At 41.2% G+C, this 23131-nt stretch carries 24 protein-coding genes and 1 other annotated feature; all 24 genes read left to right on the plus strand.

Features of this window, described 5'->3' with window-relative positions; all coding sequences use genetic code 11:
- The first annotated feature begins 52 nt into the window (after positions 1-52).
- The 24 genes from BK139_RS05370 (at position 53) to rplU (ending at position 23126) form a co-directional block, all read left to right on the plus strand.
- Entirely contained in the window at positions 53-1333 is a 1281-nt protein-coding gene (locus BK139_RS05370) for a hypothetical protein (RefSeq protein WP_076257345.1), read from the plus strand.
- Positions 1334-1345: 12 nt separating this feature from the next.
- Entirely contained in the window at positions 1346-2080 is a 735-nt protein-coding gene (locus BK139_RS05375) for a PRC-barrel domain-containing protein (protein WP_076257346.1), read from the plus strand.
- A gap of 19 nt (positions 2081-2099) precedes the next feature.
- A complete protein-coding gene (locus BK139_RS05380) occupies positions 2100-3473 on the plus strand; it encodes a VanW family protein (protein WP_076257347.1) in 1374 nt (457 codons plus the stop codon).
- Positions 3474-3494: 21 nt separating this feature from the next.
- Entirely contained in the window at positions 3495-5156 is a 1662-nt protein-coding gene (locus BK139_RS05385) for a GspE/PulE family protein (RefSeq protein WP_076257348.1), read from the plus strand.
- Positions 5157-5165: 9 nt separating this feature from the next.
- A complete protein-coding gene (locus BK139_RS05390; protein ID WP_076257349.1) occupies positions 5166-6221 on the plus strand; it encodes a type IV pilus twitching motility protein PilT in 1056 nt (351 codons plus the stop codon).
- The gene (locus BK139_RS05395; RefSeq protein ID WP_076257350.1) at positions 6208-7413 is read left to right on the plus strand and encodes a type II secretion system F family protein; all 1206 of its coding nucleotides are present in this window, start codon (positions 6208-6210) and stop codon (positions 7411-7413) included. The genes BK139_RS05390 and BK139_RS05395 overlap by 14 nt, the downstream gene beginning before the upstream one ends.
- Before the next feature lie 105 nt (positions 7414-7518).
- The gene (locus BK139_RS05400) at positions 7519-7935 is read left to right on the plus strand and encodes a prepilin-type N-terminal cleavage/methylation domain-containing protein (protein WP_076257351.1); all 417 of its coding nucleotides are present in this window, start codon (positions 7519-7521) and stop codon (positions 7933-7935) included.
- Positions 7936-7941: 6 nt separating this feature from the next.
- On the plus strand, positions 7942-8685 hold the full coding sequence (locus BK139_RS05405) for a prepilin peptidase (protein ID WP_076257352.1): 744 nt from the start codon (positions 7942-7944) through the stop codon (positions 8683-8685).
- An 88-nt stretch (positions 8686-8773) separates the two neighbouring features.
- The gene (pilM, locus tag BK139_RS05410; RefSeq protein WP_076257353.1) at positions 8774-9769 is read left to right on the plus strand and encodes a type IV pilus biogenesis protein PilM; all 996 of its coding nucleotides are present in this window, start codon (positions 8774-8776) and stop codon (positions 9767-9769) included.
- A 3-nt stretch (positions 9770-9772) separates the two neighbouring features.
- Positions 9773-10432, plus strand: coding sequence for a PilN domain-containing protein (locus tag BK139_RS05415; RefSeq protein ID WP_076257354.1), 660 nt, complete (start codon positions 9773-9775; stop codon positions 10430-10432).
- Complete coding sequence (locus BK139_RS05420; protein WP_076257355.1) at positions 10429-11208, plus strand: pilus assembly protein PilO; 780 nt, start codon at positions 10429-10431, stop codon at positions 11206-11208. Before BK139_RS05415 ends, BK139_RS05420 begins: the two co-directional genes overlap by 4 nt.
- Positions 11209-11234: 26 nt before the next feature.
- A complete protein-coding gene (locus tag BK139_RS05425) occupies positions 11235-11681 on the plus strand; it encodes a type II secretion system protein (protein ID WP_076257356.1) in 447 nt (148 codons plus the stop codon).
- Positions 11682-11809: 128 nt separating this feature from the next.
- A complete protein-coding gene (locus BK139_RS05430) occupies positions 11810-12892 on the plus strand; it encodes a hypothetical protein (RefSeq protein WP_076257357.1) in 1083 nt (360 codons plus the stop codon).
- A 223-nt stretch (positions 12893-13115) separates the two neighbouring features.
- Positions 13116-13688 carry a Maf family protein gene (locus tag BK139_RS05435; protein WP_076257358.1) on the plus strand — a complete coding sequence of 191 codons (573 nt, stop codon included), beginning with the start codon at positions 13116-13118 and terminating at the stop codon, positions 13686-13688.
- A 51-nt stretch (positions 13689-13739) separates the two neighbouring features.
- Positions 13740-14429 (plus strand): RadC family protein, encoded by a 690-nt coding sequence (gene radC / locus BK139_RS05440; RefSeq protein ID WP_076257359.1) that lies wholly within the window; start codon positions 13740-13742, stop codon positions 14427-14429.
- 161 nt (positions 14430-14590) lie between these two features.
- Positions 14591-15613, plus strand: a complete 1023-nt coding sequence (locus BK139_RS05445; protein WP_076257360.1) for a rod shape-determining protein — start codon at positions 14591-14593, stop codon at positions 15611-15613.
- A gap of 331 nt (positions 15614-15944) precedes the next feature.
- Positions 15945-16829, plus strand: a complete 885-nt coding sequence (mreC, locus tag BK139_RS05450; RefSeq protein WP_076257361.1) for a rod shape-determining protein MreC — start codon at positions 15945-15947, stop codon at positions 16827-16829.
- Positions 16826-17341 (plus strand): rod shape-determining protein MreD, encoded by a 516-nt coding sequence (gene mreD, locus BK139_RS05455; protein WP_076257362.1) that lies wholly within the window; start codon positions 16826-16828, stop codon positions 17339-17341. The genes mreC and mreD overlap by 4 nt, the downstream gene beginning before the upstream one ends.
- 257 nt (positions 17342-17598) lie before the next feature.
- Positions 17599-18276: a septum site-determining protein MinC gene (minC, locus tag BK139_RS05460; protein ID WP_048010999.1), complete on the plus strand. Its 678-nt coding sequence runs from the start codon at positions 17599-17601 to the stop codon at positions 18274-18276.
- Between the two features lies 1 nt (position 18277).
- The gene (gene minD, locus BK139_RS05465) at positions 18278-19081 is read left to right on the plus strand and encodes a septum site-determining protein MinD (protein ID WP_076257363.1); all 804 of its coding nucleotides are present in this window, start codon (positions 18278-18280) and stop codon (positions 19079-19081) included.
- A gap of 135 nt (positions 19082-19216) precedes the next feature.
- The gene (locus BK139_RS05470) at positions 19217-19993 is read left to right on the plus strand and encodes a M23 family metallopeptidase (protein ID WP_076257364.1); all 777 of its coding nucleotides are present in this window, start codon (positions 19217-19219) and stop codon (positions 19991-19993) included.
- Positions 19986-20852 carry a M50 family metallopeptidase gene (locus tag BK139_RS05475; protein ID WP_061791436.1) on the plus strand — a complete coding sequence of 289 codons (867 nt, stop codon included), beginning with the start codon at positions 19986-19988 and terminating at the stop codon, positions 20850-20852. The genes BK139_RS05470 and BK139_RS05475 overlap by 8 nt, the downstream gene beginning before the upstream one ends.
- A 54-nt stretch (positions 20853-20906) precedes the next feature.
- Positions 20907-22361 (plus strand): Rne/Rng family ribonuclease, encoded by a 1455-nt coding sequence (locus tag BK139_RS05480; protein ID WP_076257365.1) that lies wholly within the window; start codon positions 20907-20909, stop codon positions 22359-22361.
- A gap of 363 nt (positions 22362-22724) precedes the next feature.
- Positions 22725-22804 (plus strand) — a sequence feature (ribosomal protein L21 leader region).
- A 13-nt stretch (positions 22805-22817) separates the two neighbouring features.
- Positions 22818-23126: a 50S ribosomal protein L21 gene (gene rplU / locus BK139_RS05485; RefSeq protein WP_076257366.1), complete on the plus strand. Its 309-nt coding sequence runs from the start codon at positions 22818-22820 to the stop codon at positions 23124-23126.
- Positions 23127-23131 lie beyond the last annotated feature (5 nt).

The raw sequence follows: 23131 nt of genomic DNA on the forward strand, positions 1-23131 counted from the left end.
GCATTTTTTGATAGGTTTAGCTGTTAAGTCTTAAAAAGAAAGGAGAGATGGAATGGTCACCCTTGCATTTGCTTTGGCATCTTTAGTTTTCATTATTCCTGCTGTTTATTTCATTCCTTCGGGCTTAACTAAAAAAGGAAAAATGTATGTCATTGTGGTTTCCATTTTGCTGGGCATGTTTGGGCTGACAGCAAAAGAATTGTTTTCTGAATGGCAGGCAGCACTTATTCTTTTGCTGCTTTTATTGACAGGTACCTATCTGGCCCATAATAAAATCACAGGATTATTTCATACAGATGAAGAAACAGGTGCTTTTTCCGCAGTCATTATGGAAACAGGAAATGTAAATGAGAATTTGAATGAAAAACATGCATCTGAGGAGTCTGATAAACCTGCTTTGCGTACCCTTGTTCAGCAGGAATCAGAAGAAGGTACTGCAGAATTAAACTTAATAGATTTTAGCAGCGAAGAGAATACAAATAGTCAATTTGACTTAGTTATAGAAAGTATTATTGCAGATCCTTCAGAAGAAGAAAGTCATCAATATGATCTAAATCTGGATGGAATTGAAATTATGCTGTTTGAAGGAGCAAATGAGGATAATGCTCCGCAAATAGATGAAAAAGATACAGAGGAGAACACGTTGGATCCAGCCATGCCGGAGATCGATTATCTGGCAGAACTGGAAGATATGATAAATGAAGAAATAGGAAGTTCCGTTTATTCTGATGTGGTAATTAATGGAACAGAAGATCTGGCTGTTCAAGATGAGATAAAGGTTTCCGATAATGTACTTGAAGAATACTTTGAAAGTCTTAATCCGATGGACGATTCAGATGATTCCAGATCTGTAAATCCGGCTGGAGAGCATGAATTCGATTCGGAGGATCCTGTTGAATATGACTCTTCCTTATATACTGATGAAGCGGCGTCTGCTGCTGAAACTGAAATCGGAGTAGACGGTGAAGATGAGCAGGATACGGCACTGGAAGAGAAAATGCAGGCTGCCGAACATGAAAACAGAGCAGGATTCCAGAGTCAGATGTTCCAGCTGATTGCACCACAGCTTGAGCTGGCACGGAATAACCTGGATAAAGATAGTTACGAAATGTTAGTGATTGGCTGCCTTAACCCTAATATGCAGCCCTCTGATTATTACACATTTGCGAGATTACTATTTGATCACTATATCATTCATAAAGAGTTTGATAAATTACTGGAATTTGCCGAAGGTCTTGAAGCCAGATTTTCTGCTTATCCTGTCCTTGTTGAGGAAATCAGGTTTATCCAGAAATCCTTTGCTGCTGCAGCCAAGAGAAAAAACTATAGATAAGGTGATGTTAAGATGAAAAAAAGTACGGAAATTACAGGTCTTCCTATTATCTCTATTCAGGAAGGCCAGGAAATTGGGACAGTGAAAACATTAGTCATAAATCCTGAAAAAGGTTCAATCGATTTCTTAACAATCGAGCACGAAGATTGGCAAGTCAGTGTAAAGGCCATTCCATTCAAAAAAATTATTGGTATTGGAGAATACGCGGTAACAGTGGAAAGTGACCGTGCGGTAATTGATTTAAATGAAATCCCAATTGCAAATCAGCTGGTAAACAAAAAGATTCGCATTACCCAGACTAAGGTAATGACACGAAAAGGCCAATTATTGGGGGAAACAGCGGAGTTTTACACAGATGAAGATACAGGAAACATTTTAGGTGTTGAAATTCAGCTTTCAGATGCTTCTGCAGTATTAGCTGCTGAAGAAATCTTAACATACGGTAAAGATATTCTTATTGTAAAAGAAGACGCATCTGAAAGATTTCTAAACAGTGTATCATTGCTTGACCCTGTAATGAGCAATGAAGCTCTTCCAGGTGATGGAGAAAACATGGATCAGCTTCAATCATTGAAAAACAAACAAATGGAATTATTAGTCGGCAAAGAATTAGAAGCGGATATCTATGACTTAAATGGAAACATATTGTTCCCTTCCGGCCGGATTTTATCCGAACAGGATGTACAGATTGCTCAAGAAGAAGGCCCAAATGTGGTTGTAAACCTGTCAATGAATGTGAACGCATAATTGAAGGAGGAAGCTCAATGTGAGGAATCCTCAGATTATAAAGCTGTTTTTGATTACGGCACTCTGTACCTCGTTTATATTTAGCTTTTCATATTTTGGAACTGCAGCATACGGAAAGATTTTTTCTGATCAAAGCGAATTTGCTTCCGGAACTTTTATCGGAAACGAAGATGTAACAGGTATGGACAAGCCCCGGGCATTATCCTATATATCTGAAAAGCAGGCCCAATGGGTTAATGAAATGGTTCTGTCAATGCAATTTCAGGAAGTAACAAAAGAGGTCAAGGACATCCCGTCTTTTTATCAATTTGATGTAGAACAAAGTATTTCTCTGGCAGTGTCAGGCAAAAAAAATCATCTTATCGCAAAAATAGATGAAGAAAAACTCAATGCTACTCTGGAAGAAATACTGCCGGAGCTTTATGCAGAAGGCATCGATCAGGATACTCTCATAGCAGACCTTCTTATGTATGCAAACCTGCTTGAAAGCGGGAATCATACGATAAAACTGCAAAACTATTTACCCGGAGACCTTATTGAGGATGAGGTGATTGCTGAATCATCAACTAAAATCTCCGGAAAAGAAAGTGTTATCAATATGTGGACTGGCAATGAGGCCAGCATCGAAGTTGGTCCGCATTCGCAGATTTCTTTTCTTGATCTGGCTGAAGAAAGAGGAAGTCAGCAGTTCGAGGCAGACGAAATGAGCATCATCTCATCTGCTCTATACAAAGCCCTGCTGAACACCAACTTTATGATTACAGAAAGGCATATAGGAAGGCTGCTTCCGGGATATATTGAACCGGGTTTTGAGGCCAGAGTCGACTCTGAGAAACAAATGGATTTCATTTTTACTAATCCAAATGATCATAAATATGTGATTAATTTTCAGCAGCTTGATAAGCTTTTGTATGTTTCTGTTAAGGGGCCTAAGACGATTTACACGTATCAGCCTTCTCTTAAAGATAAGCAGACCTTTAAGCCAAAAACAATAATTCAAATAGATGCCAAGCTGCCATTTGGACAAAAACGAATCGGAGCTGAAGGCAAAGAGGGCATCCTGGTACATGTATTCCGCGATCAGGTGGATGAAGCCGGAAAAATAATAAGCTCCGAGAAAATAGCGGAAGACTTCTATCCGCCAGTACATGAGGTTCTTATATACAGTCTGGCTATTAAAAAAGATAAGGCGAACACTGATAAGGCGGAAATTGAGCCTGAAAACAGTGGAAGCATTGACGATAAGAAATCAGAATCAGATGATGAAAAACCGTCAGCTGAACAGAAACCTGACAATAAGCAAAATGAAACAGACAGCAACAAAGGAACCAGCAAGAATGCAAATAAAAATGATGAAGATCTTTGGGGACTAGATAATGAAGCCGTCAAATAAAAAGGTAAGGCAGTGGTGGGTATGAAGCAGATGCGCAAGAGACTGGGAGATTTGCTGGTTGACGCCGGCCTTATCACCGGGGAACAGCTTCAAACATCTCTAAGAGAAAAGGATTCCAATCAAAAGCTCGGTGATGTATTGCTTCAAAAAGGATTTATTACAGAACAGCAGCTGATTGAGGTTCTTGAATTTCAGCTTGGAATTCCCCATGTCAGCTTGTATCGCTATCCCTTTGATACAAAGCTTTTCAGCATTGTGCCAAAAGATGTGGCGAAGCGGAATCTTCTCATTCCATTAAAGAAAGACGGAGAGAAGCTATTTGTAGCTATGGCAGATCCTATGGACTTTTACACAATTGATGATTTGCGGTTATCAACAGGCTTTCAAATTGAAGCAGCCATTGCCACAAAAGATGACATTCTCCGGGCAATTAATAAATATTACGATATGAATGAAGGGTTCGAGGAACTGCTGGGAACAGCGGGGAATCTGGATGCAGCAGAAGATAAGCAGATGGCGGATGAAGATTCGCCTGTCGTCCGGCTTGTCAATCAGATTATTGCCAGTGCAGCTGCTTTAAAGGCAAGTGATATCCATCTTGATCCCCAGGAAACAAAGGTGCTGATCAGATACCGGATTGATGGCGTTTTAAGAACGGAGCGTGTTCTTCCTAAGCATATGCAAAGTGTGCTTTCAGCCCGCATTAAAATCATGTCCAATCTGGATATTACTGAGCACAGAATTCCTCAGGATGGAAGAATAAAGATTAATATTGATTTTCATCCGGTAGACTTGAGGGTTTCCACATTGCCCACGGTGTACGGAGAAAAAATTGTGCTGCGTTTGCTGGATTTAAGCAGTGCTTTGAACGACATCCATAAACTTGGCTTCAATAAATTAAATCTTCAGAGATTCATAGAAATGATTGAAAAGCCTACAGGCATTGTTTTAATAACCGGTCCTACCGGTTCCGGGAAATCTTCTACTTTATATGCGGCTTTAAATCGCCTGAACAGTGAAGAAGTAAATATTATAACGGTTGAAGATCCGGTTGAGTATCAGCTTGAAGGAATTAATCAGATTCAGGTAAATTCCAATGTCGGGATGACGTTTGCAAAAGGTTTACGGGCCATTCTGCGCCAGGATCCCAATATCATTATGGTAGGGGAAATCCGGGATAGGGAAACGGCGGAAGTTTCCATTAGAGCATCACTGACTGGACATCTTGTGCTCAGTACCCTTCACACAAATGATTCATTAGGCTCCATCACCCGTCTTCTGGATATGGGTGTTGAACCATTCCTTGTTGCATCGTCTTTGAGCGGAATTGTGGCACAGCGGCTCGTAAGGAAAGTCTGCCGTGATTGTTCAGAGGAACAGCAGCCGGCTAAGCGGGAAATCGAGATCTTTGCAAAAAGAGGCATAAAACTTGAGAAGGTTGTGCGGGGGAAAGGCTGTTCCTCCTGCAACATGACTGGATATAAAGGAAGAATTGCCATTCATGAAGTGCTGGTTATTAATGATGAGATGCGAAAAATCATTATGAATGGTGAATCATTTTCAAAGCTTCGGGATTACGCAATTAGAAATAAAACAGTTTTTCTTATTGATGATGGACTGCTAAAAGTAAAACAGGGCATTACAACTACTGAAGAAGTATTACGGGTAGCTATACCTGATTAGGAGAACGGTATGAAGACAAAAATAGACTATCTGTTGAGGGCTGCATATGAGCTGAAGGCGTCGGATCTGCATTTGACTGTTGGGGTACCTCCTGTCATACGGATTAATGGTGATTTAAAAAGATATGGGAAAGAAAGTTTGCGTCCGGAAGATACCGAGGGTATGGCTAAAGCCATCATTCCTGCGAACATATGGAAAAAGTTTGAGGAGAATGGCGAGCTGGATTTCTCTTATGGAATACCCGGGCTGTCCCGTTTCAGAGTCAACGCTTATTTTCAGCGGTCATGCATCTCACTGGCCATCCGTGTTGTTCCTACACGAATTCCTGCTTTAGAAGAACTGGGGCTTCCTCCTGTCTTAAAGAAAGTGGCGGAAAAGCCTCAGGGGCTGGTCCTGGTGACAGGGCCGACGGGAAGCGGAAAATCAACGACATTGGCTTCAATGATTCATTACATGAATGAGACAATGAGGAAGCATATTATTACGCTTGAAGACCCGATTGAATATCTTCATAAGCATGGAAATTGCATTATTGACCAGCGGGAAGTGGGATTTGATACAAAGCATTTCGCAAATGGTTTAAGAGCGGCTTTGCGTCAGGACCCGGATGTGATACTTGTAGGGGAAATGCGTGACCTGGAAACCATCCAAACAGCCATAACAGCGGCCGAAACGGGCCATTTAGTGCTTGGTACACTGCATACCTCAAGTGCTCCAGCTACGATTAACCGAATTATCGATGTATTTCCGTCCTCCCAGCAGGCGCAAATCAGAATACAGCTTGCCTCTGTATTAGTGTCGATTATATCGCAGCGCCTTTTTCTCACAGCAGACAGGAAGGGCCGTCATGCAGCTACAGAAGTGCTTATGAATAATTCTGCTGTGTCAAACCTGATCAGAAATGAAAAGATCTACCAGATCGTTAATGTGATGCAAACGTCACGCGCCCAGGGAATGCATACACTCGAGACAAGTATTACTTCTCTATTGGAGAGCGGAAAAATCGCCAAAGAATCAGCATTGCCTTACATACAGGAAAAGGTGACTGATCATGCCCCGCTATAAATACAGCGGGCGTGACCGCAAAGGGAAGAAGTCTGGAATCGTGACAGCTGTTTCTAAAAGGGAAGCCATGCTTCAGCTGAAGGAAAGCGGTATAAGGATTCAGGATGTTCAGGAAGTGCCGGAGACGTTTTTAACAAAAGAAATAACAATTGGCAATCCGGTCAAGCTCCAGGACTTTGTCATCTATCTGCGCCAGTTTGCCACTTTGCTGAAAGCGGGGGTCACAGTTGTAGAATCAACCGCTATACTTGCGAAGCAAACTGAAAGCAAAGCACTCAAGAGGGCATTAATAGCTGTCGAACAGGATTTACGTGATGGGCTTCCGCTTTCAGATGCTGCATCAAGGCATAAAAAAATCTTCAGCGGAATGTTCGTCAATATGATCAAAGCAGGAGAAGCAGGCGGAAACATGGACGAAACGCTCGAAAGGCTTGCGGTCCATTTTGAAAAACAGCATTACACAAAGCAGAAAATCATATCAGCACTTGCCTACCCGATAACTGTCGGCATAATAGCTATTGCAGTAGTTATCTTTCTGCTTGTTTCTGTTGTGCCTACTTTTGTGGAAATGTTTAAGGACTTCGGAGGAGAGCTCCCTGCCATTACACAATTTGTTCTCAGTTCCAGTGAGTTTATGCAGCAATACTGGTGGTTTGTCATCATCTTATTCTTGGCATTCTTTATGAGCATTGTGTTTATTCGCAACAATAAAGCCAGTAAATATTATCTTGATTATTTCCTGCTGAGAATGCCGATCTTCGGGAAGATCCTTCAGAAAGCAGCCATAGCAAGAATGACAAGAACCTTAAGCTCATTATTTTCCAGCTCTGTGCCGATTCTGCAGGCTCTCAGCATTGTTGAAAGCATTGTAGAGAATGAGGTAATGGCAAAGGTGATTGCAAAATCCAGAGATTCACTGGAGCAGGGGAAGTCTCTGACGGAACCGATGAAAAAACACTGGGTATTCCCGCCGCTTGTATCGCAAATGATTGCGATCGGGGAAGAATCAGGATCGCTGGATGCGATGCTTGGGAAGGTAGCTGACTTTTACGAAAAAGAAGTAGAAAGTGCTACCGACAGATTAAAATCACTCATTGAACCGCTCATGATTGTCTTCCTGGCCAGCGTCGTCGGGACTATAGTCACATCTATTATGGTGCCAATGTTTGAAATCTTCCAGCATGTTGGATAAAAATTTACAAAATATTAAAAAATTCGACTGTTCACAGTTATAGTATTTAGTATAATAGTACCATAACAGGAAAAATAAACTAATAGTTTGAGAGGGAGAGAAAAAATGCTTAAGAATCTAAGAAAACGACTTAAAGATCAAAAAGGATTAACTTTGATTGAATTGCTTGCGGTTATTGTTATTTTGGGGATTATTGCGGCGATTGCGATTCCTAGTATTGGGGGATTAATTGATAAAACTCGTGATGATGCATTAAAGGCAGATGCAGTTCAAGTATTAAATGCAGCGAAATTATATTCCTCAACGAATAACATTACGGACGAGATAACTTTAAGTAATACCAAGGGAGAGTTAAATCAATATTTAGATAATGCACCAGAAGAATACTCTATAACGATCGATGTTGGTACTGGGAATAAATATGAATATACTAATATTATGGTTAAAAAAGGTGGTAAAACTAAGACTTTTGCAACAGAAAAAGATGCCTTAGATGGAAAAGAAAAAACTACTACAAAGTAAGAATCGATGATTATTATAATATTTTGTATTGGACTTCTCCTAGGCTCCTTCTACAACGTAGCAGGCCTAAGAATCCCGCAAAACCAGTCTATCTCAATACCGCGGTCCCATTGTCCGCACTGTAAGCATACCCTATCACCTTTGGAGCTTGTTCCAGTCTTATCGTATATATTTCTTGGCGGAAAGTGCCGGCGCTGCAAGGCGCCGGTTTCAGCCATATATCCGGGTGTTGAGCTTTCAACAGGAATCTTGTTTGCCGCTGCACCAATGATTATGGGCTGGACTGCTGAATTATTTGTTGCCTGGACGCTGATTTCTCTTGTAATTATTGTGTTTGTATCTGATTTTAAATATATGATTATTCCAGATAAAGTTTTGCTGTTTTTTACTGCTGTCTTAATAGCAGAACGCATTTTTATACCGCTTTCTCCATGGTGGGACAGCATAGCCGGTGCAGGACTCGGTTTTTTCCTTCTCCTGCTGATAGCTGTAATCAGCAAAGGCGGCATGGGCGGCGGGGATATAAAGCTGTATGCTGTCATTGGTATTGCTTTAGGTGTAAAGCTTGTTTTGCTTTCATTTTTCCTGGCTACATTATTCGGAGCCGCCATTGGCGGCCTTGGCATGATAGTAGGAATTGTCCAAAAAGGCAAGCCCATACCCTTTGGGCCATTCATTGGGATTGGGACTTTACTGGCTTATTTTTATGGCAGAGAAATAATTGTGTGGTACTTTCATTCATTCCTATAAAGGGCATGGCATTTTGAAATAAGAGCTGGACTATTCCGGCTCTTATTTTTCCCTAGGCCAATCTAACATAATTAAGGAGTTTTTCATCATGGCAATGCGATTTCTTCCCGGAAAAAAGAAGCATGTAAATTTAATTATCAAAGACCATGTAATTCGATATGCAGAACTGAAAAGTCAGCGTGATTTGGATCTGGCAAGATGGGATGAACGGTTTTTGCCGCCGGGGATTATCAAGGATGGGAAGATCCTGGATTATGATACACTTGCTCTTATCCTTGAAGAATGCGTCAATGAGTGGAAAATAAAAAGCAGGCAGGTATATTTTACTGTACCTGATCCTTTTATTGTATTAAGAAAGCTGACCATACCAGGGGATGTCCAGGAGGATGAGATTAAAGGCTATTTATATATGGAACTCGGCACCAGCATACATCTGCCTTTTGAAGAGCCTGTTTTTGATTATCATGTTCTCAGTTCAAATCAGAAGGGTTCATCCGAAATCCTGCTGTTCGCTGCTCCTGAAGAGATTGTCATGGAATATACAGAGCTATTCGAGGGTGTCAAACTCCGTCCCGCAGCTGCAGATATCTCTTCTCTCGCACTGTATCGTCTTTATTGCAGCTATTTTGAAGAACAGCAATCAGAAGCTATTATGCTCATTCAGATTGACCTGAATTCTGCAGTGTGCAGCATTTTTGAATCAGAAATCCCGGTATTTATGAGAAACATTGCGATTGAGACAGACTTAACCAAGTGGGTAACAGCAGCAATGCCTAATGGAGAAAAGAAGCTGGAATACAGCGGTAAAGAAGAAGAAGTGCTGCATCCTCTATTGGATATCTACAATGACATTGAAAAAGTAATGAATTTTTACAGATATTCATTAAATCAGGGACAGCGCCAAATTAGCAGAATCATCGTAACCGGCGACCACCCATGGCTTGAGAATATTTATAGGGATATAAAAAACAGAATGGAAGTGCCAGTTGCTTCTTTCCAGGACTGCCTGAACAGCGGACAGTATGAGCTGCTGAAGCAATCAGCTTTCCATGTGAATATCGGACTTGGCTTAAAAGAGGGATAGCGCATGCAGGTTGACATTAATCTTCTTCCTCAAAGGGAAAAAAGAACCAAAAACATCTATATTATTTTAGGTACTATTGCTGTCTTGCTTATTGCTGCATTCTTGTTTGTATATCTAACAGTTGAAAAGAAGAACACTGAGCTTCTTCAAATTGAGAAAAGAATAACCCAGACAAATGAAATTCTTGAAGCTCAGCAGGCAAAGCTTGCAGAATATCAATCTTCCAATGCGGCAGAAGAGCTGAAAATTGCTATTGAATGGGCAGAAAAGCAGCCATTTGAATTAGTCTATCTTATGGAACAGATCACAAGGCTTCTTCCTGAACGAGGATTCGTGATTGAGTTTGAGCTGGATGAAGAAAATAGAGTCAAACAGATTGTTCAATTTGACGCGAAAAGCGAGGCCGCCTATTATTTGCATAGTCTGACAGAATTGCCGTGGATTGATGAAGCGATTATAAGCGAAGCTAAAACTGCAGACATCTTAAAAGACGAAGCAGCTGAACTTAGAAAACAGGCAAACATACAGCCGAGATATTATGCAGAATTTGAATTAAGAATTAACCCGGCATTGCTTAATGAGGCCGCCGAAATGGATGAAACCCAAAGTACAGAGGAGAAGGATTCCTCCGCGCAGCAAGGGGAAGGAGCTGATTCTCCGTGAACCGGGAAATTTCCAAAAAGCAGCTTGTATTTGTTTTGCTTGCATTGGTTTTTATAGCGGGAATAGCATTTGGAAGTAATTATCTCTTTATCAAACCGGTGAACGAAAAAATGGCCAGGAAGCAGTCTGAACTGCAAATGGCCACTCAGCAATTAACCATTATTGAGAATAATCTTCAGCAGCTGAATGAGCAGACCGTATTGAGTACGGTAGAGCTTCAAAAGCAGGTTCCTGTCAAAAGGCTTCTGGATCAGCTTCTTTTGGATATCGAAAAATCTGAAATTATTTCAGATGTTAATATCATAGAAATGAAGATGAATGGTACTGAAAGTGATGAAGAAATCGACCTTTCTGAAGAAGAAGGGAATCAGCCTCAGGAAGAAAATTCTGAAACGGAGGGTTCGAAAGAAACCTCAGAAACAGATCCATTGATAGAAGAGAAGCTTCCAAATGGTATTAAAAAGGTTTCGATTGTCCTAAACGGGCAGGCAGATACTTATTTTGAAATGGAAAGTTTCATTAAAAATTTATTGGATTTAAAGAGGATTCTTAGGGTGGAAAGTTTGAAATATACGGGCTTTGATGAAATTGTGAGTGTCCTGCAGGAAGACCAGATGGTTGAATTTGAATTGGCGATAGCGGCCTATTACTACCCTGAATTGACAGAGTTGCAGAAGGAGCTCCCGCCTTTGGATACTCCGAGAATATCAAATAAAAGGAATCCATTAAGCAGCTTCTCTGAACTGGAGGCTGAGGAGGATAATCAGACACCTTAACCAAAAAACGAAGAGAGGTCTAGTATATGATAACTGCTGCTAGACTAAACCATAAAGGGTTTACATTGATTGAAGTGCTGGCCGTCATAGTCATATTGGGCATCATTTCTTTAATTGCCGTCATTTCAGTTAATAATGTCGTTCAAAGAGTGAAGGATCAGGCATTTGTGGGAAATGCTCTTGCATTAAAGGAATCAGCGGAGCTTTATATAAGAAATGAAATCATCAGCGGAGGTATGCTGCCGGAAAAAGTAACATATTCAATGCTCGCTGATGCTGACTTCATTGAACCGATCAGAGATCCTGATACAAAAAATCTGCTGCAGCCTTCGGAGAGTACCTATGCTGTTGTCAGCGGAAAATCGATAACAGCTGTTTGCTTTATAGGAGAAAAGCGGAGTTTATGCTACTCAAATGGCAATGAAGGTATTCCCATAAATAAATTGGATCCAGAATTCATTACTGAGAATTAGCCAAAAATCCGAATGAAAAATTTGACGAAATCCTTCCGTAACAAGACGACAAAAGTCTTGTTATTTTTTTTTTTCATTATGTTAGGATGGAAACAATTCAGGAAACGGTACGGAAGGGAGGATGAGATGTGGACAAGCCTAAAAGCGAAAAAACAATCACGATAAAGATTAATGGCAAGGACCGTCCGTTTCAGGAGAAAAAGGAAGAAATGAAGGAAAAATCATGGGATCCGAGACAGCTGGATAGACAGAAAAAGCAGGATCAAACTGAATTTTTCGCTTCCATACAAACAGCGGCCGGCAAAGAGGCGGATGACAGCTTTGACTGGATTCTGCCTGAGGAAACGGAAGATGCGGATATAAAGGAATATAAAATAGCAGCTCCTCCTAAATTACCAGCTAAAAATGGTCTGAGTACACTGGCCAGGAAATTCCGGGGAAGAAATAAGCAAGGATTCTTAACATCCATTTTTCTCGCTGTCTTTTTTGCGGTCCTTCTTGGGACAAGCTTCGGATTCATCATGCTGAAGCTGGTATTCACAGATCAGGCAGCTGAAACTGTGGAGGCGCCTCCAATTAATGAAAAGCCGGCAGAAGCAAGTCTGCAGACTCCTGCAGGATCTGCGGGTTTAGAAACAATTGCAACATATGTAGTTCAAGGGGGCGTTTTTTCAAACAGCGAAGCTGCTCAGCAAATCAAGGATGCCAACTCTCAAAAAGGGGTTTATAGCCAATCCATAACAATGGGAGAGCAGACTTTTCTTTTCTTAGGGGTATCAGGCAGCCTTGATAAGGCGAAGGAAATAGGAGCTGATCTTAAAAGCAAGGGAATTGATGTATTTGCTAAAGAAGTAACCTTTGAAGGCAAAGCAATTGAAGGAGTAAATGCCGAAGAGAAAAAACTGGCTGAAATTGCTCCTGTTTTATTTCAAAGCCTGTCAGAAGGTGCAGCCAGTGCAACTCTCGGCAGCTCCATAACCCCTGAAACGGCTGAAAAAATAGAAAGCCACATCAAGTCAGTGAATGAACTTCAGGCCGATAAAATTCAAAATAAAAGCCTGATTTCGGTTAGAGAAGAACTATTGAATGCTTCAAAGCAACTGGAAACCTACCAGCAGTCAGGTGATGCTGCAGCAGCAGGTAAAATTCAGGAGCACCTGCTTGGGTTTCTTGCGGCTTATCAGTTACTTCTTCAGTCAGGCGGGCAGTAAGGACCCGGCATATTGTGCCATAAGGTTATAAGATTCGAATATTTTCTGGGAAATATCACATATTAAGCGGAGTCTGTTCGGGAAATTTAGACAGACTCTTTCTTTTTGTCATTATTTGATATGAAAATACCGTAAATTTCTTCTTTAAAATTGTTTGTCTGGCAATTTTTTGATACGATAAACCTGTATCTCCCAATATGATACATAAAGGTAAGGTGATTACATGCAAAACCTCATTTTAGCCTCTTCTTCCCCGCGGCGAAAAGAACTTCTTGAAAATCTTCATTTGCAATTTGAAGTCTCCAGCAGTGATGTCGATGAAAGTTTTGATCCAGTGCTGACACCAGGAGAGATCGTGAAGGAGCTTGCCCATAGAAAGGCAAAGGCTGTATTTAATAAGCACCCTGATTCATATGTAATTGGATCAGATACAGTGGTTGTTAAGGACGGCGCTGTTTTAGGAAAGCCAGACAGCAGCAAGGCAGCCTTCATTATGCTGAAAAGTCTGTCTGGAACCACTCATTCTGTTTACACAGGTGTATCTATCATGACGCCTGGAAAAAATGCCATTACATTTTATGAAAAAACTGATGTGGTGTTCTGGGAGTTAACAGATGAAGAAATTAACTCTTATATTGGCACCGGTGAACCGTTTGACAAGGCAGGGGCATATGGGATACAAGGCATTGGCAGCATGCTTGTAAAAAGTATAAGCGGAGATTATTTCTCTGTTGTCGGTCTTCCTGTCTCCAGAACGGTTCGTGAACTGAGGAAAGCGGGATATTCGCTTCCTTAATATACTTCATTCATCTTCAGCTCCCTGAGCCCAGAGTTTAGGGAGGACAATATGCAAACAGATTCTCTTTTAATTAAAGATTTTCCTCAGGATGAGCGCCCTCGTGAGCGCTTTGTCCAAAATGGTCCAGAGAGCTTGTCCAATCACGAACTGATAGCAATATTACTCAGAACAGGCACGAAAGATGAATCAGTTCTGCAATTAGCGAATAGGCTTCTTACCCAATTTGAAGGACTTCGGCTGTTAAAGGATGCATCCCTGGATGAAATAACGGCCATTAAAGGAATAGGATCGGCAAAGGCAATTCAGTTGCTGGCAGCAGTTGAAATTGGCCGGAGAATTTCAAAGCTCACATATGATGACAGGTATATTATCCGTTCGCCTGAGGATGGGGCAAATTATGTCATGCATGAAATGCGATTTTTGTCTCAGGAGCATTTTGTATGCCTTTATTTAAATACAAAAAATCAGGTGCTTCATAAGCAGACCATCTTTATTGGAAGCCTGAACGCTTCAATCGTACATCCCAGAGAGGTCTTTAAGGAGGCATTTCGCAGGTCGGCTGCGTCCATCATCTGCATTCATAATCATCCGAGCGGCGATCCGACTCCAAGCAGGGAAGACATTGAAGTAACCAAAAGACTTGCAGAGTCCGGAAAAATAATCGGCATCGATGTGCTGGACCATCTGATCATCGGTGAAAATAAATTTGTCAGTTTAAAGGAAAAAGGGTATTTATAACACTATGTTTTTGTTTGACGTTAAGATATAATATTGGTTATGATTTTTGAGATGCCTTGCATTTTTGGAGGCGGATTGTACTAGAAAAATAAAAGAAAATTCCATTAAAAAACCTTACTTAGGAAAATGAGCAATTTGTATCAGAAAGGGAGATACCATTTATGTTTGGAATCGGTACTAGAGACCTTGGAATAGATTTAGGAACAGCTAATACACTTGTCTATGTTAAAGGAAAAGGAATTGTTGTCAGAGAGCCGTCAGTAGTTGCACTGCAGACAGATACTAAAAATATTGTAGCCGTCGGTAATGACGCTAAAAATATGATCGGTCGTACTCCCGGCAATATTGTTGCGCTGCGTCCAATGAAGGATGGCGTTATTGCCGATTATGAGACCACCGCTGTCATGATGAAATATTATATTAAACAAGCCAATAAAAATAAGGGCTTTTTCTCAGGGAAGCCGTATGTAATGGTTTGTGTACCATCAGGTATTACAGCCGTTGAAGAGCGCGCGGTTGTCGATGCAACCCGCCAGGCAGGCGCTCGCGATGCTTATACCATCGAAGAGCCGTTCGCCGCAGCAATCGGAGCTAATCTTCCTGTTTGGGAACCTACAGGAAGCATGGTGGTTGATATAGGTGGAGGAACTACGGAAGTAGCCATCATTTCCTTGGGCGGAATTGTTACAAGCCAATCGATCCGCATTGCCGGTGATGAAATGGATGATGCGATTATCAATTATATCCGCAAAAATTACAACCTGATGATCGGTGACCGTACAGCAGAAACAATTAAAGTGGAGGTAGGCTCTGCCGGTGATCCGGATGGCGTCGAAAACATGGAAATTCGCGGACGCGATCTGTTGACAGGTTTGCCAAAAACAATTGAAATTACTGCTGATGAAATCTCGAAAGCATTGAATGATACAGTATATGCGATTGTGGATGCAGTAAAAAACACTCTTGAAAAAACTCCTCCTGAACTGGCAGCAGATATTATGGACCGGGGTATTGTCCTGACTGGCGGTGGAGCGCTTCTTCGAAATCTGGACAAGGTAATCAGTGAAGAAACGAAAATGCCTGTCCTTATTGCAGAAAATCCATTGGACTGTGTTGCAATTGGGACCGGAAAAGCTCTTGATCATATCGATTTATTCAAAACAAAAGCTAAAGAATCCAGATAAAGTGAAACTTCAATCAGTGGGGGAGGTTTTTTATCCACACTGATTGTTAGTTGAACCAATCGGGCCTTTATGGGCAGTTTGACCCAACTTATCCTCCTGTGATTTTCCGATAAATAATTGAAATGAGGGTACTACTGCCCGTTAGACTGCGATAATAGAGTTCTGAATAAGTAAAATAATAAAGCCCATTCACTTCTTTAAAGTGCATGGGCTCAAATTTGGTTTTTTATTGAGCTTCAAATGATATCTCTGCAGATATATGTTATATTTTGTTGAGCAGTGCCTAAATGGCGCAGGATTTCCTGAAAAAATACTATTCGAGGTGTAAAGAATGCCACAGTTCTTTCTGAACAAACGCCTGATTATTTTGCTTGTCAGCATTATTATTCTCGTGGCATTGATTGGATTTTCTTTAAAGGATAGAGAAAATTTGACCTGGCCTGAACAATTTTTAAAAGATACTACCGGGTTTATACAAAATGCTGTTTCCAGCCCCGTGAATTATGTGGCAGGATTCTTTGAAAATGTCGAAGACTTGCAAAATACATACAAAGAAAATAAAGATCTGAAAAAAAGGCTGGATGAACTTGCAAGACTTGAGTCTGAGGTTCAGAGGCTGAAAAAGGATAATACGGAACTTCAAGAGATTTTGGATAAGAAAGATTCTTTAAGTGAATTTGAGCCAAAGCAGGCAACAGTAATAGGAAGAAATCCCGACAGATGGCATGAGTTGCTTATTATCAATAAGGGGAAAAATGCCGGAATTGAACCGGACATGGCGGTCATTACCTCAAAAGGCCTGATTGGCAAAGTAAAAAGCAGCAATACATTTACTTCAACCGTCCAGCTTCTTAGTTCAATGGATCCGACCAATCGCATCTCAGCTAAGATTCAGGCAGGCGAGAAAAACTTTTTCGGTCTGATTGAAGGCTATGATGATGATAAAGGTCTTCTTTTGCTTAAGAAGATTCCTTATGATGCGAAGGTTGAAAAGGATCAAAACGTTATTACATCAGGTCTGGGCGGTGTTTTCCCTGAGAGTCTGCCGATTGGGAAGGTTGTAGATGTTGTTCCGGATGAATTTGGTCTGACTCAAACTGCATATGTTAAGCCAGGAGCAGACTTTTATGATATCGGACATGTAATGGTCGTTAAAAGAGGGGCATCACAGCCTGAACTATTGGAAATGGTTGATGAGAAGGAGGAGGAACTGTGAGAAGATTCCTTCTTCCTCTCATTCTCCTGGCCTTATTTATTGGTGAAAGCATATTTGTTCAAGTAACTCCGCATGATTTATTAGGCAGCGGAAAAATAGCAGTTCCCCGCTTTCTGATGGCTGCATTGCTTTTTTTGACCATTTTTGGCTCGAAAAAGCATGGAATTCTTTACGGCCTATTATTCGGGATGCTTTTTGATATTGTATATGTTGAAATTATCGGCATTTATTTGTTTCTATTTCCGGTCATTGCTTTTATTACAACCAAACTAATGAGAATTCTTCAGACGAATATAGCGATGGCTTCCATAATTGTGCTTTTGGGCATCACCCTCCTTGAGGCCGGTGTTTACCAGATGAACTTACTAATTCACCATACTGATATGGAATTTGCAGTCTTTCTTTCGTCCCGTCTCCTGCCTACTCTGATATTGAATGCCATTTTTATTATTATAGCTGTCTACCCATTTAAAAGACTTTCTGAAAAATTTGCAGATAGCTTAAACGAATAATTGTCTGAAGTGATATAATTTCACAATGAGAGAAAGAAACCGGATTACTCCGGTTTCTTTTAAATGAATAATTTTCAGTAAAAAAGGGATTTAGAAGGTTTCTGTCGAATTCTACCTTTATGTGCAAATAAGGATAAGGAAAATCGACATACTTTTTATAAAATCTCTCGGCGGGCTGTATTTGAAGTAAAAGTCTGCTTAAAAATAGAGTGCATCAGCACGAATGTGTTTCTTATCATTGAGGTGAACATCTTGAAATGAAAAAAAACCAAAACGTTACTATAAAAGGCACGAAAGATGGACTGACTTTGCATCTTGATGATTCCTGCTCTTATGGAGAGCTTAAGAAAGAGCTTGACAGAAAGCTTTCAGAAAACTCCAGATCTGTTGAAGACCGGCTTCTTTCCGTTAGGGTACAAGTCGGCAACCGTTATCTCACAGAAGAGCAGCAGGAAGAATTGAAGGAGTTAATCAGGCAAAAGAAGAACCTGATTGTTGAGTCTATAAGCTCCAATGTCATTACCAAAGAAGAAGCTGAAAAACAGAAGGAAGAAAACGAAATTGTATCTGTGGCGAAGGTGATTCGTTCGGGGCAGGTTCTCGAAACTCCTGGAGATTTGCTTCTTATCGGAGACGTAAATCCAGGAGGCACTGTTATGGCAGGAGGAAACATCTTTGTTATGGGGGCTCTAAAAGGCATAGCCCATGCCGGATGCCATGGAAATAATGAAGCCGTGGTGGTAGCTTCTCTTATGAAGCCGTCCCAGTTAAGAATCAGCAATTGTATTAACCGTGCCCCTGACAATGATCAGGAGGAAGAAAAACGGGAAATGGAATGTGCTTACATTGATGAAAATGATCAAATTACAGTAGATCGATTACAAGTTTTGATGCATCTAAGACCTAATATAACTAGATTGCAAGGGGGAAGCTAGGATGGGAGAAGCGATTGTCATTACGTCCGGAAAAGGCGGAGTCGGAAAAACGACTACTTCCGCAAATGTAGGTACTGCTCTGGCCCTTCAGGGAAAAAGAGTGTGCCTGGTGGATACAGACATTGGCCTTCGAAATCTTGATGTGGTAATGGGGCTTGAAAACCGCATTATTTATGATCTGGTCGATGTAGTGGAAGGCCGGTGCAAAATACATCAGGCTGTGGTTAAAGACAAACGATTTGAAGATCTGCTGTATTTGCTTCCTGCTGCTCAAACAAGTGATAAGACAGCTGTTACACCCGAACAAATGAAAAAGCTGGTCGATGAATTAAAGCAGGATTATGATTATATTGTTATAGACTGCCCTGCCGGAATAGAGCAGGGGTACAAGAATGCGGTTGCCGGTGCAGATAAAGCAATTGTTGTAACCACTCCGGAAGTTTCAGCTGTGCGTGATGCCGACCGGATTATCGGCTTGCTTGAAAAAGAAGAAAATGTAGAGGCTCCTAAACTGGTAATAAATAGAATTAGAAGCCATATGATGAAAAATGGCGACATGCTTGATGTTGATGAAGTAACTGCGCATTTGTCGATTGATTTAATCGGAATTGTGGCAGATGATGATGAAGTAATCAAGGCATCAAATCATGGTGAGCCCATTGCTTTAAACCCTAACAGCAAAGCTTCGGTTTCCTACCGTAATATCGCCCGCAGAATCCTTGGTGAAGCTGTACCCCTTCAGCCTCTTGAAGAAGAGAATAAAGGTGTATTTTCAAAACTGAAAAAGTTTTTTGGAGTAAAGTAATAATATCAATTGAACCAAAGCCGGGGAGCCATCTCCGGTTTATTTTTTTATTCAGGACACCACTTCAAGTCATACTCTATTTGGACAACTCATAAACTTGTACAAATAGAGTTATATAGAAATGGTGGGGATATCATGAATTCAAGAGCGGATGAAATACGCAAGAGAATCGAGCGGAGAAAAAAGGACAAAGAAAGATTCTCGAAAAAGAAAGACTCAACGGTTCTGTGGACAGAAGACGAAGAGCGGTACGGGTTTAATAAGCTGCCCTCATACGAAAGCAAGCTTGAAGAGGGACACCACCCTTTATTTCGCAAAGAACTATTTTTTTTCAAATTGCTTGCTTCTGCCTGTGTTTTTTTATTCGCTGCCATTCTTTTTAAAAACCAGGCAGCGACTTTTGATCCTGCAAGAGATTTTGTAAAGACAGCAATGGAGAAGGATTTTCAATTCGCCGCTGTTTCCGGCTGGTATGAAGAACAATTTGGTAAACCGCTTGCTCTGCTGCCATTTTCAGATGGCAAAAGTGATGAGAAGAACGTTGAAGAAAACAGCGAATATGCATTGCCTGCTTCTGCAAAGATCCTGGAAGAATTTGATGATAATGGACAGAGAATAACAATCGAAACAGGAAAGGAAGCTTCCATTGAAGCAATGAGTGAAGGGCTTGTGCGGTTCGCCGGAAAGAAGGATGGTTTCGGAAATACGGTCATTATTCAGCATGGTGATAAAAGTGAGTCCTGGTATGGCAATTTGGCTGAAATTAATGTGAATTTATATCAATACGTCGAAAAAGGAACAGGTATTGGTACGGCAGGTGACGCCGGTAATGCTGAAAAAGGCTCTTTTTATTTCGCGATTAAAAAAGATGATGATTTTATAGATCCGATCCAGGTGATCCCATTTGAATAAAATAACAGGGTTAATTACACATATTCATATACATCCTTTGTTATGGGCGATTATCGGACTATCTGTTGCGACTGCTCATTTTATGGAATTATGCATGCTGCTGCTGATTATCTTTGTTCATGAAATGGGCCATGCCGCAGCTGCATCCTTCTATTCCTGGAGAATAAAAAAGATTGCCCTCCTGCCATTTGGCGGTGTAGCGGAAATGGATGAACACGGGAACCGGCCGCTGAAAGAGGAGATTATAGTCATTATAGCAGGGCCGCTTCAGCATATATGGATGATGGGGGCGGCGCTGCTATTTTATGAGCTTTCCTGGCTGTCTGCTGATATCTTTCATCTGTTTATTCAATTTAATTTAATGATTTTAATTTTTAACCTGCTCCCTGTCTGGCCATTGGATGGAGGAAAGCTTGTTTTCTTATGGCTTTCTCTTAATCAGGCATTTCCGGAAGCGCACAGAAAAACACTTTTCATTTCGGCTGCGGGTCTAATCAGTTTTATTATACTAACTTTGCTGACCTCTCCGGTTAACTTGAATATTTGGGTAATCCTCGCTTTTTTGGTGTTTTCGCTATATCATGAATGGAAGCAGAGCCGGTTCGTGTTTATCCGTTTTCTTCTCGAAAGGTATTATGGGAAGCACAGCGACTTTCGGACATTGAAGCCAATCGTTGTCCGGGAAGAGGAATTGGTTATTGACGTGCTGGAAAGATTTCAGCGAGGATGCAAGCACCCCATCATTGTTGAAAAGGACGGGAAAGAAAAGGGTGCATTAGATGAAAATGAACTGCTGCATGCATGCTTTGCGGAAAAAGTGCTGACAGCTAAAATAGGGGATTTACTTTATGTTTACTGAAGAGCAAATTTTGATTAACATGAATAAATAATGTTTTAAAGTGAGGAAATCGTTTTGGATAAGTTAGTTGTAAATTATGCATCAAGAGAGCGCCGGTTTGTGCATTTAAAAGATAATAGAGTCGAAAAGCTATTTATTGACCAGCCGAAGCATCGTTCAGCAGTTGGGGATATATACTTGGGCACCGTTGCAAAAGTAATGCCTGGATTGAATGCAGCTTTTGTAGAGATAGGTGAAGATCAAAGCGGATTCCTTCACCGGGACAAACTGGCATCTTATGTTTGTTCTGCCGAGGATTTGCAAGTGAAGGAAAAACGGAGCATTTCTTCTTTTGTCCATCAGGGAGAAAGGATACTTGTTCAAGTTGAAAAGGACGCTGCGGGCACGAAAGGACCAAGATTGTCTGGTTTAATTGAATTTTCAGGAGAGTCACTGATATACATGCCAAACGGCCGTTATGTTGCTGTTTCCAAGAAAATTGAGGATAGTAAAGCAAGAGAAAACTGGCGTCAATTTGGCTATCGTGCTAAAGAAGAGAATGAAGGTCTGATTTTCAGAACATCCTGCGTCAGCAGGAAAGAGTATGAGCTAATGGATGAACTGGAGAAGCTCAGGCTGGAGTACAGTGACCTTTTAAGAGAAGCGGAAATGAAAAAGAAGCCGGGAAAAGTGTATGAAGCGGATTCTTTTATTAAGGAAATTATCGAAGAGGCGAAGAAAATGGCTGACGGTGAAATCACTGTGGACGATTTATCACTGAAGAATGTGCTCGTGAAAAACACGGGCCTGCCAGTTCAGCTGTACACGGGCAAGGAAAATATCTTTTCTGCTTTTAATGCCGAAGCTGAAATTGATAAGGCGCTGAAACGAATTGTCTGGCTTGAAAATGGGGCATATCTTATTTTTGATGAAGCAGAAGCTTTAACAGTCATCGATGTCAATACCGGGAAGTTCGCCGGTAAACAGGACCGCAGGGACACTGTGCTAAAAACCAATGAAATGGCGGCGGAAGAAGCTGCAAGACAGATCAGGCTCCGTGATATTGGCGGCATGATCCTAATCGATTTTATTGATATGAAAGAAGCATCCGACAGGAAACATATTCTTGCCATAATGGAAAACGCGCTGAAAAAAGATGAAAGACGCACGAATCTTGTTGGATTCTCCCCTCTAGGGATCCTTCAGATGACCCGCAAGAAAACGAGACCGGCCATTTCAGAATCACTTACTAAAAGGTGCCAAGTATGCGAGGGCACCGGAAGAGTGCTGAGTGCTGAGACCATTGCCTTCAGGCTGGAAAGAGAACTGTGGGAACATCGGGGCAATGACCATGAAGCTGTCCTGATCGAAACCACCACAGACACAGCAGCGGTATTCTCAGGGGAAGATGATGACCACAAAAAAAGAATCGAAGACAGCATTGGCTTAAAAATTATTTTTTCCATTAAGGAAAATAGCAGGCCGTTTTATGAAATCCGAAAGTTTGGCAGTGCTAATGAGCTCGGATAGTTCAAAGCAGGCTGGGTTAAGCGACCCGCCTGCTTTTTTTACAGATAAGAAAGTATAACTTTGACTTCGATAACTGTCTAGCGCAAGCAGCCTGCCCCCTCGAGGTGAGGCCCGCAGGATGCGGGTCATGCAGACTAAGATTGCCACAGGACGTGGCAATCTTAGTCTGCGTTCCTTCGTGACCAAGGCACTTGCGCTTTTCTTAGTGCAGTATTTCCCACTTCCCTAATAGCCCCATTAGCATTATAATTGTATAGGCACGCAAAATAGTGACTTTTAGGTGCAAACAAAGAGAATCATATAATTCTTATTGACATGATTAATCATTCTATGATAGGATTTTTATGTTATGTTTGTAGCGCACCCGTGCTACAACCGCACAGAACAGGTACATAAGCCCGCATTTCGTGTCGGCGCCTGGGATGGCGAGTCTTAGTCTAAGAGGAGGTGCAGTTCATGTACGCGATTATCGAAACTGGCGGTAAGCAATTACGTGTAGAAGAAGGTCAAGCTATCTACATCGAAAAGCTTAACGCTGAAGCAGGCGAAACAGTTACTTTTGAAAAGGTTCTTTTCGTTGGCGGAGACAGCGTAAAAGTAGGAAGCCCTGTAGTTGATGGTGCTACTGTTACAGCTAAAGTTGAAAAACAAGGCCGTCAAAAGAAAATCACTGTATTCAAATACAAAGCGAAGAAAAACTATCGTAAGAAGCAAGGTCATCGTCAGCCTTATACTAAAGTTGTGATTGAAAAAATCAACGCTTAATCAGG

Source organism: Paenibacillus sp. FSL R5-0490 (assembly GCF_001956215.1).
Lineage (GTDB): Bacteria > Bacillota > Bacilli > Bacillales > Cytobacillaceae > Cytobacillus.

Excerpts from the sequence above, each read along its gene's own strand:
- BK139_RS05405 (WP_076257352.1), top strand. The coding sequence starts at position 7,942 with ATGATTATTATAATATTTTGTATTGGACTTCTCCTAGGCTCCTTCTAC.
- BK139_RS05445 (WP_076257360.1), top strand. The coding sequence starts at position 14,591 with ATGTTTGGAATCGGTACTAGAGACCTTGGAATAGATTTAGGAACAGCT.
- pilM (WP_076257353.1), top strand. The coding sequence starts at position 8,774 with ATGGCAATGCGATTTCTTCCCGGAAAAAAGAAGCATGTAAATTTAATT.
- BK139_RS05395 (WP_076257350.1), top strand. The coding sequence starts at position 6,208 with ATGCCCCGCTATAAATACAGCGGGCGTGACCGCAAAGGGAAGAAGTCT.
- BK139_RS05470 (WP_076257364.1), top strand. The coding sequence starts at position 19,217 with ATGAATTCAAGAGCGGATGAAATACGCAAGAGAATCGAGCGGAGAAAA.
- BK139_RS05415 (WP_076257354.1), top strand. The coding sequence starts at position 9,773 with ATGCAGGTTGACATTAATCTTCTTCCTCAAAGGGAAAAAAGAACCAAA.
- BK139_RS05375 (WP_076257346.1), top strand. The coding sequence starts at position 1,346 with ATGAAAAAAAGTACGGAAATTACAGGTCTTCCTATTATCTCTATTCAG.
- BK139_RS05425 (WP_076257356.1), top strand. The coding sequence starts at position 11,235 with ATGATAACTGCTGCTAGACTAAACCATAAAGGGTTTACATTGATTGAA.
- BK139_RS05400 (WP_076257351.1), top strand. The coding sequence starts at position 7,519 with ATGCTTAAGAATCTAAGAAAACGACTTAAAGATCAAAAAGGATTAACT.
- BK139_RS05370 (WP_076257345.1), top strand. The coding sequence starts at position 53 with ATGGTCACCCTTGCATTTGCTTTGGCATCTTTAGTTTTCATTATTCCT.
- rplU (WP_076257366.1), top strand. The coding sequence starts at position 22,818 with ATGTACGCGATTATCGAAACTGGCGGTAAGCAATTACGTGTAGAAGAA.
- BK139_RS05435 (WP_076257358.1), top strand. The coding sequence starts at position 13,116 with ATGCAAAACCTCATTTTAGCCTCTTCTTCCCCGCGGCGAAAAGAACTT.
- mreC (WP_076257361.1), top strand. The coding sequence starts at position 15,945 with ATGCCACAGTTCTTTCTGAACAAACGCCTGATTATTTTGCTTGTCAGC.
- BK139_RS05390 (WP_076257349.1), top strand. The coding sequence starts at position 5,166 with ATGAAGACAAAAATAGACTATCTGTTGAGGGCTGCATATGAGCTGAAG.
- BK139_RS05385 (WP_076257348.1), top strand. The coding sequence starts at position 3,495 with ATGAAGCAGATGCGCAAGAGACTGGGAGATTTGCTGGTTGACGCCGGC.
- minD (WP_076257363.1), top strand. The coding sequence starts at position 18,278 with ATGGGAGAAGCGATTGTCATTACGTCCGGAAAAGGCGGAGTCGGAAAA.
- minC (WP_048010999.1), top strand. The coding sequence starts at position 17,599 with ATGAAAAAAAACCAAAACGTTACTATAAAAGGCACGAAAGATGGACTG.
- radC (WP_076257359.1), top strand. The coding sequence starts at position 13,740 with ATGCAAACAGATTCTCTTTTAATTAAAGATTTTCCTCAGGATGAGCGC.